This is a genomic window from Brevibacillus formosus, from assembly GCF_003013405.1.
In the GTDB taxonomy this organism is placed as follows: Bacteria; Bacillota; Bacilli; order Brevibacillales; family Brevibacillaceae; genus Brevibacillus; species Brevibacillus formosus.
Window position 1 is genome coordinate 1 of the sequence record NZ_PXZL01000028.1, and the last position, 13912, is coordinate 13912.

General features: G+C 47.1%; 15 protein-coding genes. 5 read left to right on the plus strand and 10 right to left on the minus strand.

All coding sequences use genetic code 11. The features are described from left to right. Together C7R91_RS22525 and C7R91_RS22530 are read left to right on the plus strand one after the other, a co-directional pair. Positions 1–564 (plus strand): BclA C-terminal domain-containing protein (locus C7R91_RS22525; RefSeq protein ID WP_106786227.1); only part of this gene is annotated, 564 nt, incomplete at its 5' end. 147 nt (positions 565–711) lie between these two features. Continuing rightward, positions 712–1854: a sensor histidine kinase gene (locus tag C7R91_RS22530; RefSeq protein ID WP_047069563.1), complete on the plus strand. Its 1143-nt coding sequence runs from the start codon at positions 712–714 to the stop codon at positions 1852–1854. A gap of 91 nt (positions 1855–1945) precedes the next feature. Here the strand turns inward: C7R91_RS22530 and C7R91_RS22535 are convergent, their stop codons facing one another. The 7 genes from C7R91_RS22535 to C7R91_RS22565 form a co-directional block, all read right to left on the minus strand. Then, on the minus strand, positions 1946–2986 hold the full coding sequence (locus C7R91_RS22535; RefSeq protein WP_047069562.1) for an acyltransferase family protein: 1041 nt from the start codon (positions 2984–2986) through the stop codon (positions 1946–1948). A 168-nt stretch (positions 2987–3154) separates the two neighbouring features. After that, a complete protein-coding gene (yxiS, locus tag C7R91_RS22540) occupies positions 3155–3463 on the minus strand; it encodes a protein YxiS (RefSeq protein WP_047069561.1) in 309 nt (102 codons plus the stop codon). 84 nt (positions 3464–3547) lie between these two features. Further along, positions 3548–3754, minus strand: a complete 207-nt coding sequence (locus tag C7R91_RS22545) for a cold-shock protein (RefSeq protein WP_083995057.1) — start codon at positions 3752–3754, stop codon at positions 3548–3550. Between the two features lie 153 nt (positions 3755–3907). Beyond that, a complete protein-coding gene (locus C7R91_RS22550) occupies positions 3908–6796 on the minus strand; it encodes an ATP-binding protein (RefSeq protein ID WP_047069560.1) in 2889 nt (962 codons plus the stop codon). After that, positions 6793–7155 (minus strand): response regulator transcription factor, encoded by a 363-nt coding sequence (locus tag C7R91_RS22555; RefSeq protein WP_047069559.1) that lies wholly within the window; start codon positions 7153–7155, stop codon positions 6793–6795. Before C7R91_RS22555 ends, C7R91_RS22550 begins: the two co-directional genes overlap by 4 nt. Before the next feature lie 12 nt (positions 7156–7167). Then, the gene (locus tag C7R91_RS22560; protein WP_047069558.1) at positions 7168–8790 is read right to left on the minus strand and encodes a response regulator; all 1623 of its coding nucleotides are present in this window, start codon (positions 8788–8790) and stop codon (positions 7168–7170) included. A gap of 111 nt (positions 8791–8901) precedes the next feature. Next, the gene (locus C7R91_RS22565; protein ID WP_047069557.1) at positions 8902–9381 is read right to left on the minus strand and encodes a hypothetical protein; all 480 of its coding nucleotides are present in this window, start codon (positions 9379–9381) and stop codon (positions 8902–8904) included. A gap of 78 nt (positions 9382–9459) precedes the next feature. Between C7R91_RS22565 and C7R91_RS22570 the strand changes: the two genes are divergently transcribed. After that, positions 9460–9663, plus strand: a complete 204-nt coding sequence (locus C7R91_RS22570) for a YwbE family protein (RefSeq protein WP_047069556.1) — start codon at positions 9460–9462, stop codon at positions 9661–9663. Between the two features lie 52 nt (positions 9664–9715). On the opposite strand, the gene C7R91_RS22575 is transcribed toward C7R91_RS22570, so the two are convergent. The 3 genes from C7R91_RS22575 to C7R91_RS22585 form a co-directional block, all read right to left on the minus strand. Continuing rightward, positions 9716–10141 (minus strand): NUDIX domain-containing protein, encoded by a 426-nt coding sequence (locus C7R91_RS22575; RefSeq protein WP_083995091.1) that lies wholly within the window; start codon positions 10139–10141, stop codon positions 9716–9718. A gap of 112 nt (positions 10142–10253) precedes the next feature. Beyond that, positions 10254–10811 carry a cysteine hydrolase family protein gene (locus C7R91_RS22580; protein ID WP_047069555.1) on the minus strand — a complete coding sequence of 186 codons (558 nt, stop codon included), beginning with the start codon at positions 10809–10811 and terminating at the stop codon, positions 10254–10256. A gap of 214 nt (positions 10812–11025) precedes the next feature. Next, positions 11026–11574 (minus strand): GbsR/MarR family transcriptional regulator, encoded by a 549-nt coding sequence (locus tag C7R91_RS22585; RefSeq protein WP_047069554.1) that lies wholly within the window; start codon positions 11572–11574, stop codon positions 11026–11028. A 260-nt stretch (positions 11575–11834) separates the two neighbouring features. Between C7R91_RS22585 and C7R91_RS22590 the strand changes: the two genes are divergently transcribed. Both C7R91_RS22590 and C7R91_RS22595 read left to right on the plus strand, forming a co-directional pair. After that, positions 11835–13061: a quaternary amine ABC transporter ATP-binding protein gene (locus C7R91_RS22590; protein ID WP_047069553.1), complete on the plus strand. Its 1227-nt coding sequence runs from the start codon at positions 11835–11837 to the stop codon at positions 13059–13061. Then, positions 13058–13903, plus strand: coding sequence for an ABC transporter permease (locus C7R91_RS22595; protein ID WP_047069552.1), 846 nt, complete (start codon positions 13058–13060; stop codon positions 13901–13903). The genes C7R91_RS22590 and C7R91_RS22595 overlap by 4 nt, the downstream gene beginning before the upstream one ends. The last annotated feature ends 9 nt before the right edge of the window (positions 13904–13912 follow it).

Here is a 13912-nt window from a genome sequence, read left to right on the forward strand (position 1 = left end):
ACCGGAGCGACTGGGGCAACCGGAGCAACCGGAGCGACCGGAGCGACTGGGGCAGCCGGAGAAACTGGAGCAACGGGAGAGACCGGAGCGACTGGAACAACCGGAGTAACGGGAGAGACCGGAGTAACAGGAATAACCGGAGCCACCGGTACAGTCTTTACCAACATTAACGCCTTCGGAGCCAATACCTCAGGAGCTCTCATAGCAGTAATCCTCGGAGGAACGAATATCCCTCTACCGAACAACCAGGTGTTAGCAGGTGGCATTACAGTGAATGGCGCCAATACTGTATTTACGGTTCCGTCAGCAGGCAACTATTTGATTTCGTATTCCATCAATACAACGACTGCATTACTGGTTAGCTCGAGGATCTTGATAAATGGAACGCCATACACTCCAACGATCATCTCACCAGCTTTATCACTCTCGTCGTTCAATAATACCGTCATCGCTCCTCTCACCGCTGGAGCTACAATCACGCTGCAACTGTTCGGATTATTGGGAACAGCTACCCTTCTGACAGGGGCTGGAGCGACTTTGACGATTATAAAAATAAGCACGTAATAGGCAAAAAGGAGCTGCGATAACAAGTAGCTCCTTTCCCTTTACTATTCTTTTTTGGTAAAGTAGTAAAAATATTTAGTTAATTAACGGTGATGATAGTATAATAGTTTAGAAGGGGATTTTGCCTATTATTCGGAGTGAGGATAGATGCCGATGGATGACTTGGCAGTATATTTGGACGAGCACGAGGCAACGATCGTAAAAGAATTCAAGCGACGAATTGCCATTTCGGACGGTGATCAATACAAGGGATTGATCCATCTGAATGGCCAAGCACTGTATCGTATGGTTATTGAATATTTTCGTTCGGAAATCACTCTTGAGGATATTAAAGAATTAGCTTACAAGGTGGCATATGAACGAAACCGGGCAGAGACCAACATTGGCGATTTCGTTTCCAACGTGTGCATGGGCCGGGAAATGGTTATCGATCTTCTCCAAAAAGGCCCGTTCACGCCTGCCACTTTAATGCCTGCCCTATTAAAAATAAACGAATGCTTTGATGTCTTTTTGGTCCACGCCGTTCTTAAATACACCAACCTCAAAGACAACGATTTGGAAGAGAAGAAGCTATTTATCGAGCGCTCTCACAAAGACAGGCTCACGATTCTGGGGCAAATGGCATCCAGTTTCGTCCATGAATTCCGGAATCCGCTTACTTCCATTATGGGATTCTCTCGTTTGCTAAAAGAAGATTATCCGAATCTGCCTTACGTAGAGATTATTGAAAATGAGCTGCGACAATTGAATTACCGGGTTTCGCAGTTTTTGCTGGTCTCGAAAAAGGGAGCGGTCTACAAGCAAATGGAGGTTTTTAGCGTTTGGGAATTGTTTGATGAGATTCTTTCCTTCCTCTATCCGAATATCGTTGACGTGAATGTGGATATCAAATGCAGTATCGACCCTACCTTTCAGCTAAAAGGCTACAAGGATGAGATGAAGCAGGTGTTTATCAACATCATTTCGAATGCGCTGGATGCGTTACATAAAAAAACAGGCGATAAGGAGATTGTCATTGAGGTGTCCCAAACGCCTGACAGCTCCTTGATTACCGTTTCCAACAATGGATCGCCAATTCCACCTGACCTGCTCTCGGTTATTTTTGAACCGTTTTTCACGACGAAGGAGCTCGGTACTGGAATTGGCTTATACGTCTGCAAAGAAATCATTGAGCGGCATGGGGGAACGATTACGTGCGAGTCTACGGATCAGCAGACGAAATTTTCCATGCAATTCAAGCCCTGTGACATCTGTACGAGTGGCTCGATGTCGATGAGCCATCATATCTAATGCCACAAAAAATGACCTATCCGTGAAGGCACGATCGTGAACAGACGTGCACCATGAATAGGTCATTTTTTATGAAATAAGATGTGACTGATTATTTGGTAGTGTAAAGCTGCCTGCGTGTTTGTCGTATGGTTTTGGAGATACGCTCCAGTTTGTTTACCAGCCAGACCAGCATGAGTGCCAACAGACAACTGCACCCGATAATCAGGAGCAAGTACAGCAGCGAGTACCACGTGTTTTCAAACAGCCAAGCGACCTCGCCGTATTTCGCAAACAAATAATCTTTGAACATGATCAAAAAAGCAGAGTGGAACAAGAAAATAAAATACGTCAGCCCTTTTCGAAACTTGATGTGCAAACGATCGACACGTTCCAGGAAGAAGACCATGAGCACGAGAAACGACAAAAGCGTGGCGAAGACAAAAGTCAAATGCACAGCCACATACAGCTTGTTTGAGACAACAAAAAATATCGCAGCCGCAGTGGAAACACCCGTCATCAGCGTCAGGATGGAGCGGTTGTTTCGCAAAAAGGAAAGGATCGATTCACGGTACCAATACAACATGTGCCCCATGTACAGGGTAAAAATCCAGCTCGGGAGCATATGACGTGTGGTGAGCCCGAACCAGCCCTGATGGATGTAGTTGATGTACACGTACTGAATACCGAGCAGAATCCAAATGACATATAAAATGTTGCGTTTCGTGATCACACGGCGAAACAGATAGGCAAAAACGTAATACTGACAAATCATAAACACAAAGTACAGATGGTCACCCGTTTTGCCTAAAATAATGTTCGTAAAATCTTGGGCAGTATGAGGCATCCCTTTTTTCAACAAGTAATGGTACAGGACACCAGATACTAAATAAGGGACAAAAATATACAGAAGCTTCCCCGAAAAAAACTCGCGAGCAGTAGGGCTCTTGGCTTCAAAAGAATAAGCAGTCAAATAGCCCGTGGCGATCGTCAACAGGACAGTTCCGTAGCGACTGATCTGATTGAGGGCCACGATCCAGAACGGATCTGTAAAAGAAAGTGCAGAAGCCGTAAAATGACCGACTACAACGAGAAAACTTGAGAAGAGTTGGATGTAAAACAGAGATTTCAAGATTTTTGAATCTGTATACATTTCGATATTCTCCATTTCATCGTTTGTCGGCTGACGTTGTCGCTCAAACAATAAACTGTGAATGGTTTTATGATAATAAAGATTTCTTTGATTCGTATTTGGACAAGGAAAGAAGAAAGAAAGCCACACCCGCGCGCGTAGCTTTCGCACGAGTATGGCTTTCATGCATTATTTCGGATTCTTTTTCATTTCATCGATGGTTTCATTGACCACAAACGCCAAATCGTCATTGCCAAACAGCGACAATACACCAAGGAGAGTCGCATCAGGAATGTCCTCTGCTTCTTCCTTTGGAACCGTATTGTCCAGCATTTGAGCGAGTAACGTATTTTCCCCTTGAGCGGGATAAGCGCGGCGGTATAGTTCGCGTGCATCTAGACCATGATTCACACACCATTGGGCAAAAACGAGAATCATCATGCCCTCGTCGCGCTGGTAGGCTTGAATCACTTGATCTTCCATCTCTTTTCGGTTCATGGGCATACTCCTCTAACATTCGTACGTCATGAGCTTATTGTAGAGAAGAGGAAGAATCCCCGCAAGAAAAAAGAAAAGAAGGGCTCAAGAGTTCCGTTTGCTGCTGTGATTGGTTAGGACCGGTAGCATGCGCGTGTCCTTTACCATACGGGAATGGCAAAAAGGGCAGCTCGGGCTCTTATCAAAGGAAAAGTTATCTCTCATCCAGCACGTACAGCCCTCGTTACTGCACGTCCATACATCTGTTTCCTCTTCTTCGATTGGAACGACTGCTTTTTTTGAGAAATACACATGAACTCCTCCTTTGCAGGGCAAAAGTGCACAAAGTAACCTCTATTAATGTGTGATGGAAAGCGCGTGAATATACCAAGATTTTCTTTGGTAGAAGGTGAAAAAAAGAGGCCGCGCTTTCATCGCCGCAGCCTCTTTTGTCCATTGTCATCTTTACTGTTCGTCGGGAATGTAGATCTGTCCCGTTGCTTCATGATTCGTGATGGCCTGCAAAATCGCTTTTGACAAGGTATCTGGATGATAAGGCTTGATCAGATAGCCGGTTGCCCCCAGATCAAATGCCTTTTTCTTTTCCTCAAAAGCACTGGAGATCACGATCGGAATGGTCCGTAAATCCGGGTTTTTGCGTATTTCCTCAATGACCTTCCAACCACTCTCGCCGCCCTTCAAGATAAGGTCCAGCACGACAGCATCCGGTCGCAGCTCCTCGATTGCTGCTACTGCCTCAGACGCTGTAGAGAAGGATTTGACTCGGAACCCAGAGCTCGTCAGCTCATCACGCAACAGCTCGGTTAAGTTCAAATCGTCCTCGATAATCACAACGTTTCCATTGTATTGACCAGTTGGAACGATTGCCTCTACCGTCCCTGCTTGATAGCCAGGGGACAAAGCGTGCTCAGCCAGTGGAAGAGTAACCGTAAATGTACTGCCCTTGCCCGATTCGGACGTAACGGCAACTTCACCATGATGCATATGGACGATCTCCCGAACAATGGCGAGACCTAGACCTGTACCGCCGATCTCGCGTCGATCCGAGTTGTCTACACGATAAAATTTGGTAAACAGGTGAGGGATGGCTTCGGAAGGAATGCCTAGCCCTTCATCTTGGACCTCCACGAGCAAGCTGTCCCCATCTTGTCGACAACTCACCCGGACATGGCCGCCATGCGGAGAGTATTTGACGGCGTTACTGATCAGATTCACAAATACTTGACGCAGCTTGGCTTGGTCGCCATAAACAACGGTTTGCTCCGTTTGTAAATCGAGTTCGAATCTGTGGAGCGGAGATTGAACTTGATAAAGTCCGAAAATATCCTGGATCACTTGATCAACCGCAACATTTTCTACCTCATACGTCTGTCTCCCGGATTCCATGCGTTGCAAATCCAAGAAATCGTTGATTAGCGCAGTCAGGCGGGTCGCTTCTTGATAAATGGTCGCTAAGTAGCGCTGTTGACGCTCGGGCTTGAGCTCCTTCTTTAACAGCAGCTCCGCAAAACCGAGCACACTGGCGAGAGGGGTACGCAGCTCATGACTGACCGTACTGACGAATTCCGATTTCATTTGGTCGATCTCGTATTCCTTCGTGAAGTCACGGTAAACGAGCAAGGTACTCCATTTCTCCTGATTCCGGAACAGAGGCTCTGCATAGAGCTGAATATAACGTACTTGCGGTCCTGTCATCTGAAACACAATACTGCCTGAAGGAATGGCACCTTCGTCTAAAACGACAGCCCTGACATACTGAATCAGCCGATCAGGCTCTGAGGTTCGACTTTGCAGATGGGAGACGAACTGTTCGAAGTCAAATCCTTGCGAAGCGAGCTGGTTGTCGTAGGTCAATAGTTCACAGAAATTCCGGTTTACTTGCAGGGTTTCTCCATGAAGGTCGATGAGCTGAATGCCTTCTTGTACAGAATCGAGCATGTCCTGAGTCATTTTGCGCTGTCGCTCCGTCTCTTCAAACATCGCGAGCTTATCGAAAGCCAAGGAAATCTGCTTGGCGATTCCGATGATGACTTGTAGCTCCTGATTCGTGAATTTTCGACCGATACGGGATAGGATGATACATGCGACGATTGTCTGCTGGGCATCTAATACTGGGAGGTAAAGCTCACATGTTTGTGACATTTCCTCTGTGTAGCCGCGCTCAGCGTCAGTGCTTTCACGCATCAGGACATATGGCAGGCCCGTTTCCCTGATTCGCACGAATGGACCATCATCCAATCCTTTGCGCAATTGCTCCAGCCCGTTCTGGGAAACGCCAAAGCTAGCTGCGTCCCTGTCCGTGTTCAACATGACGATGACACCTTTATCGGCATCCATGACCTCAGTTATATTGCGAATGATACTAGACAGCAGCTCGCTTTTATCCAACGTATTCGCCAATGAGAGGATGAAACGGTTTTTCTTTTCCAAATACCGTTCGTTTTCCTCCATCTTGCCCAATGCTTCTTGCAGCTCTTCCTGCTGCATCATCAGTTCATCCTGCTGGGCTTGCAGCTCTTCGTTTTGCGCCATGAGAACTTCTTCTTTCGCTTGAATTTGCCTGATCAAATAGTCGAGGGAGCGGGAGAGCCTGCCGATTTCGTCAATCCTGTTCAAATCCTGCAAAAGAGGTGTACCGCCATTAGCGAACTGTTCAGCATTTTGGGATAGACGAACCAACGGCCTGCCGATATCCCGCGTAGTTTGAATGGTGACTACTATCATGATCACCAGCACCATCAGCGAGTACACGAGAAACCAGGTGCTTAGCTGTGACAACTCTTCGAACAGGAGTTGGTTTTTCGTATATAAAAGCTGATCGTGCTCTTCCTGATACCGCCCGGCGTATTTAAGCAGGTTGTTCACTTCCTGATTTACGCCACTGGCCGAAGCTTTTCGCAGGGATTCAAAGTCTCCGGTCTTTGCATAGCTCGAAAAAGTAGGAAAAACATTAGCGAAAAAGTTCGTGAAGAAAGACTCGATCGAAGCGACAAGCGCTTTCTCCTCATCATTGAGCGGAAGCTTCTTAAATTCATCCAGCGCTTGTTCCAGCTTCTTTTTTTCAAGAAATAGCTCATTGTATTCAGATGGGCTCAAAAAAGCGTAATAACCCCTTGCGCGAAAAAAGATCTGGTTCGTGTGCTCAGCGATCTCTGCGACCAAATTTTGTTTTTCCTTGGTATTGTATATCGCCGTCTGATATTGGTTTAATGCGTTGCTATTCAAATCTTGAACGATGCCAGCGCCCGCAATCAGAAGTGACAGAAAAAAAAGCATCATCGCCATGAAGCGACGTGTGATGCTTTTTCTGATAAACGCCAAGAACCCCGTCATGCGAGCATTTCCTCCACTTTCCGGACAAGATCCATCGGGCTAAAGGGCTTCGGCATGAAGTCATCAGCACCAGCTGCACGCATTTTCTCCTGTTCGGCATGTTGACTTTTTGCCGAGAGGATCAGGACCTTGATTGCCTTTTTATCGTCCATCTGTTTGAGCTGCTGCAATACTTCAAAGCCTGTCAGCTTTGGCATCATATAATCTAAAATAATCAGGTCGTACTCATTTTGACCGATTTTTTGCAGGGCTTCCTCTCCATCGCAAGCTATATCGAGCTCGTGTCCCTCATCTTCGAGCGTGTCGCCAATCAACATGCGCAACACGGCTTCGTCTTCAGCCAGCATAATCGTTGCCATCTTGCTACCTCCTTACAACATTCGCTTAACCAGTCGCTTGATGCGAGCCTCCAGTTCACGTGTACGAAATGGTTTAGTCATATAGTCGTCAGCACCGAGCTGAAGGGCACGGACTATGTCTTGCTCTTCAGTACGGCCTGTTAGCATTATCACCGTATATTTCTTGGCATTCGGCAAATTCCGGATTTTCTGGAGAACCTCGAGGCCATCCATCTGAGGCATCATCCCGTCTAAAATGACGAGATAAGGCTCTTGTCCCTGATGCCAAGTAGAGTCAAAGAAAGCAGCTCCTTCTTCGAAAGTCTGGATGTCGACGTGCATCCAACCGTCAAAACTGGTTTGGATGGCATCGGCAAGCATCACGCGAATCATCGGATCGTCATCGATAATGGCGACCTTCAGTTTTACTTTAGGGGAGTCATGCGTCTCAGTGATTTGAGCGGTTTCAATCCGGCGCCGCCCCGCGTTTTTGGCCGCATACAAAGCAGTGTCAGCAGCTTCTACCCAATACGTATGCGGTTTATGAGGATCATCTATTTGTACGATCCCACCGGAAAAGCTCAAAGAAAACGTTCCTTCAGGAGCATCGAACGTAAGGGAACAAAAAGCAGAGAGTATCTGCTCCAGGCGCATCTTTCCTGTCTGTACAGTCGTACGTGGCATCAGCAGGATAAATTCCTCTCCGCCGTAACGGAATAATACATCATGTTTTTCCGCGCTCTGCCCGATGAAAGCAGCAAAACGAGTCAGTACCTCGTCGCCGATCAGATGACCGTATGTATCATTGACCCCTTTGAAAAAATCGATATCTAAAAATGCCAGAGAGAAGGGGGTGTTGGTTCGCTGGGCATCAGAAAGAAGCCGTTGGTACGTATCAACAAAAGAATTCCGATTGTTGACACCCGTAAGCTCGTCCAAAAACAAGATGCTGTTCATCCAGCGCTTCCGGCGAAGCTGGCGCTCGAGGCGTACGACCAGCTCTTCCATATCAAGCGGTTTGCTCATGACGTCATCCGCGCCCAAACGATAGGCATTCAGACGGGTCTCCCGTTCGCAATCGATGCTGATAATGGTCGTAGGCACGTATTGCTTCTTAATTTTTTCGCTAATCGTCTGCATCACTTGGAAGCCGCCTGTTTCCGGGATGTTCAAATCCAGAATGAAGCAGTCAGGATTCATGTCGTGAAAATAGTCGAGAGCCTTATGAGGATAGACTGTTGCGATGACAGACCAATTGCGGTTTTCTAAATATTCCTTTAGATACATAAGCAGGGTGACGTCATCATCCAAGATGAGGACCAAAGGCTGTTGCTCACAAGGGGATTCCCGTTGGAGAGTGGGGTTCTCGATAAAAACTTCCTGTTCCGGGCGTTGTTCGTAGCACAAGCTGATTAACTCTTGCAAAAACAATCGCCATTCACCGAGCGACCAATCCTTGGCAGGCATGTCATCCATTCGATCCAGAAGGAGCTCGGACAGATCAGACAAGTCGGTCAAGCCAATTGTCCCGGATGTCCCTTTCAGTGAATGAAGAAAGCGATATAACTCATCATGAGCGACGGGAGACTTCTGGGCATACCATGTCTCAATCTGTTTGTGGATATTCGTAAGAAGTGTATCTCTGTACTTGATCATGAAGTATCGCCTCCCTGTGTTGGGATGGCGCAAGCAGTCGGATCGCTTGCGCCAATTTGATCAAAACGTCTACGATTTGGTATGGTACATGTAGCAGGGAGGAGGAAGGGCTTATTGTTGCAGGGAAAATCCTTCTTCAATCAGATACTGCTCCGCTTCTACGTACGATTCAAAGGAAGCTTCGAGGTTCATCCCGTGGTATACGTTCCACAGCGAGTCTTCCTGTTGCAGCAAGAGCGTGCGGTTTTGCTTGTCGACCCATGTTTGCTCCAATTGTTCAGCTGCACTAGTAGCTTTTGGAGCTGGTTCACGTTTCACAGAGAGGGATTGGATCGAAGCCTCGACTACCTTGCGCAGCTCGTCCGCCGAGAAATCACGGATGTTGACATATCCCTTGTCGTCTTTTTGGTAGCCCTTCAAAAACGCGGCAAAGACAAAACCGTTGCCGTTCGGATGCAGATGATAAACCACTGTCTTTTTGTCATGAAGGCTTTCCTCATAATGAAAATTAACCCGTTTCAGGGAGACGTCATTCCGAGTCAGTTGTGGAAAAGATTCAATAATCGCTAGTTTTTCTTCAAAAGTAAGCATGGATTCCTCCGGTGAGATGGATTTGTTTGTCGATTATATCATAGGTGGGACATAGAACGAAAAAAGGAGAAGGGAAAAATGAACGGAAAAAATCGAAAAGACATCGCAGCGGGTCTTGAAGTCGAGATTGTATTGAAACAGGACCAACGCACTGGCAAACACACCCGTGGGATCGTCAAGGACATCCTGACGAACTCCAGTACCCATCCACATGGAATCAAGGTTCGTTTGACGGATGGACAAGTGGGGAGAGTGCAAGCGATCATCAAAAAAGGGGAGTAATCTTCTTTACGGAAAAACGGACAGGCCACATGAGGCAACTGTCCGTTTTTTTTCATGAACGGTTCCGGTTTTGCAAATGCTCGATAGCTGGTACGGCGAAGCAAGCCAGATTCGACGGAAGTGCATCGAGCGAATACCAGCGCATGTCTCCAATCGCTCCGCCTTCCTCTAAATTGCGTGCTTCTCCACTCAGGATCGTGACCTCGTAAATGACCGAAACCCAATGCTCGGCACTTTCAGGGCGGATGGTTTCTGCGGTGCACAGCAGGGCCTTTACCTTGACATCGAGATTGACTTCTTCTTTGATTTCGCGGATGACACTTGTCTCCAGTTGTTCATAGGGATCAACTTTTCCCCCGGGAATGCTCCACATATTCTTCTCTGGATCTCTGTTTCGTAAAACCAGCAAAATTTCATTTTTGTCGTTTAGGATGACAGCTCCTACGCCCAATCTTGGTATAGCAATAGTAGTCGACATGGCTTCTCCTTTGATAGGCAGATTCATTTCTTCCATTATAGCAAGGTCCAATCGTAAGCAGGACATGAAAAGAAACCGCCTGAAGAGACGGTTTCGAGAGTTCAGCAAAACGCTACCTGTAAGAGTCATGGGTAGGGGCGAAGACATCCTCCGTTGATTCCCGTACCAAAATAAATGGCTCAATATTTCCTAATCCATGCAAGCATGTATTGTGATGGGCGATAATCTGTTCCGCAGATAGCACTTTACTGTCCGACGTAGAGTGCCCGTCCTTGACGAGTGTTACATCATAGCCAAGTGTAGTCGCTTTGCGGCAGGCGCTGTCGATACAATACTCGGTTTTGCACCCCATGATGACGAGATGGTTAATTCCGAGTGCTTGTAGCTTTTCGTGCAGGTCTGTTCCGTGAAACGAGTCTGTCGCTAGTTTTTGAACCACTGTTTCTGATGGCAGAGGGGCGATCTCAGGGTGTATGGCAAAGTCGTCTGAACCGACTTCTCCGACATCCGCATCCTGAACGTACAGCACAGGGATATCCTTGCTATAGGCATCTTCTCTTACTTTTTTCAATGTTTGGACAAGTGTAGACGGCTGAAAAACAGGACCAAATTGCCCTTCGATAATACCTACCTGCGCATCAATAATCAGTAGAGCGGTTTTTCGAATCAATCCATTTCCTCCTAAGTGAAAGGGGGTTAGCGTTGGTGTTCCCCTTTTTGGTTGTTTGGTACACGCACAGCTTTATAAGAACGTTGATTCATGTCCTTTTTCATAACTGACCACTCCTTTCATCATAGAAGAGCGTGAATTCACTCTGGATAATTGTACCACAAAAAGACTCATTCCAGATGTAAGGAACGAGTCTTTTTCGATTGCGAGCTTCTTATGATTCATTTTCCTTTTTCGGTACAAACTGAAAGATATCATGAGATTCGAAGGAGTCGATCAAACGGGACAGCCACAGATAATACTCCAACCCATTTTCAATGCGCTTGATACTGAGATCCACACGCTCGCTGACTTCTTCCGTAAGCTCTTCTGATTGCTGGAGAGCGCGAAGCTCAAGGAGCGACTTTTTCAAGGCATGAACATTATGTTCGCAGGCGTGTCGCCACTTCACGGAAAAGAGGTCGATGAAGTTCTGGTACCAGTCCAGATTGACCTCGTAATGATCCTTCCGTGTCCCTTTTTTCCATATCTTTTCTACCATATTTAAGTCCATCAATGTGCGGACGCCGGTGCTCATGCTGGTTTTGCTCATGCCCAGTGCTTCGCCCATCTCATCGAGTGTCATTGATTTGTCCTGAAAGAGCAATGTGCCATATAGCAGTCCCGTTGACATGGTAATTCCATACAGGTCCATGTTGCGAGCGAGCGTTTCAATCACGCGTTCCTGAGCTTTTTCGAGGATTTTTTCCTGATTGGTATCCATTTTGAAAAAAGCAGCTCCTCTAGTCTTAGTAACCTGACTAGAATTGTACGTCTCCAAAAGAAAAAAGTAAATGGAGATGTTGTACAGTATATACGTGATAAACTGAGAATACAGGAAGTAAAGTACGTAAAGTTTTTTCTGAACGCTGAAAATGACGGATTATCATTCCTCACCCAGTTTGAGGTAAAAAAATTCGCTGGTTACAATTGTAAGGGTAAAGAACAGTCCGGATGCCGGGCGTAATAGTTGGAGGTGACCATATGCCCAAGATCAAAGTAGAGAATTTGACCAAAATCTTTGGACGCCAACCCCAACGCGCATTGTCCCAGGTGAAGCAGGGGAAGACCAAGCAAGAAATCTTGAAGGAAACGGGTCTTACCCTTGGGGTGAATCAAGCGAGTTTTGAGGTGCATGCAGGCGAAATTTTCGTCATCATGGGGCTTTCGGGAAGCGGGAAGTCGACCCTGGTTCGGTTGTTGAACCGGTTGATTGAACCAACAGAAGGCAAAATCCTGATTGACGGTACGGATATCGTCAGTATGAACACTGAGCAGTTACAGGATGTAAGAAGAAAGAAGCTAGGCATGGTATTTCAAAAGTTTGCCTTGTTCCCTCACAGGACAGTGCTTGAAAATGCGGAGTACGGTCTGGAGATTCAAGGGATGCCAAAGGCCGAGCGTGAGGCAAAAGCGAAAAAGTCACTCGCACTCGTCGGACTCGGCGGTTGGGAAGCGAGCTACCCGGATCAGTTGAGTGGCGGGATGCAGCAACGTGTGGGTTTGGCCCGTGCACTCGCGAATGAACCCGATGTACTGTTAATGGATGAGGCATTCAGTGCCTTGGACCCGTTGATTCGCAAGGACATGCAGGATGAGCTGTTGGAGCTCCAGAGCACCATGCAGAAGACCATTATTTTCATTACGCATGATTTGGACGAAGCATTGAAGATCGGGGATCGAATCGCTTTGATGAAAGACGGTGCGATCGTGCAGATCGGCTCACCGGAAGAAATCATGACCAATCCAGCAAACGAATACGTAGAACGCTTCGTAGAGGATGTGGATCGTTCCAAGGTGTTGTCCGCCGAAAAAGTCATGAAGCGGGCAGAGACGATCACACTGGACAGAGGGCCTCGGGTCGCACTGCAAATGATGCGTGAGCGCGGTGTCTCCAGTTTGTACGTGGTGGATAAGCGAAAAACATTGCTGGGTGTGCTGACGGCAGACGCAGTAAACGGAGCTAAGGAAGCGGGACAGTCGCTGGAATCCGTGCTTCGAACGGAGGTACCGACTGTCGGACCGCAGACGCTTCTCAATGAAATGTTTGACCTTGTCGCGTTTTCGGATATTCCTGTGGCGGTTACAGGGGAACAAAATCGTCTCCTGGGCGTGATTGTAAAAGGAGCTGTCTTGGGTGGATTGGCAGGAAAAGTAAATCAACAAGTTCCAGAGCCAACGAATGAAGAGGGGCAGGTGAATCCATCATGAGTCAAAACCAACTTTTTCCGAAGCTGCCGCTCGACAGTTGGGTAGAAACGATTGTAGATGGACTGGAAGACAATTTGGGCTTCTTGTTTGACTTCATATCAGCTGGAATCGGTGGAACCGTTGACTTATTTTCTTGGATTTTAACAGGAATCCCGTTTTGGGCCCTGATCATTTTGTTTACGCTGCTGGCGTATCGCGCTGGCAAAGTGGCAATTGCTCTTTTTACTTTCATTGGACTTCTTCTGATTCAGAATCTGGGTTATTGGGAGCACTCAATGGAAACACTCGCGTTGGTATTGACGGCAGGGTTAATCTCGGTCATTATCGGGATTCCCGTCGGTATCTGGTGCGCGAAGAGCGAGTCCGTACAAAAGGTCGTCACACCGCTGCTTGATTTCATGCAGACGATGCCGGCGTTTGTCTATTTGATTCCTGCCATCTTTTTCTTCGGACTCGGTAAAGTACCAGGGGTTATCGCTTCTGTCATTTTTGCGATGCCACCGACGATTCGTCTGACCAACTTGGGAATTCGTCAAGTTCCTGCCGATTTGATCGAGGCTTCTGAAGCGTTCGGTTCTACCTACTGGCAAAAGCTGACGAAGGTACAGCTGCCGATTGCCAAGACGACAATGATGGCCGGGATTAACCAAAGCATTATGCTCGCGCTGTCCATGGTCGTGATTGCCTCCATGATTGGGGCGAAAGGCTTGGGTGCGGACGTTTATCGTGCCGTAACACAGATCAAGATCGGTGAAGGTTTTGAGGCAGGTCTGGCCATCGTTATTTTGGCGATTCTGCTGGATCGTCTCACGCAAAGTGTTGGAAAGAGAAAAAACGCGTAGGAGGGGTTT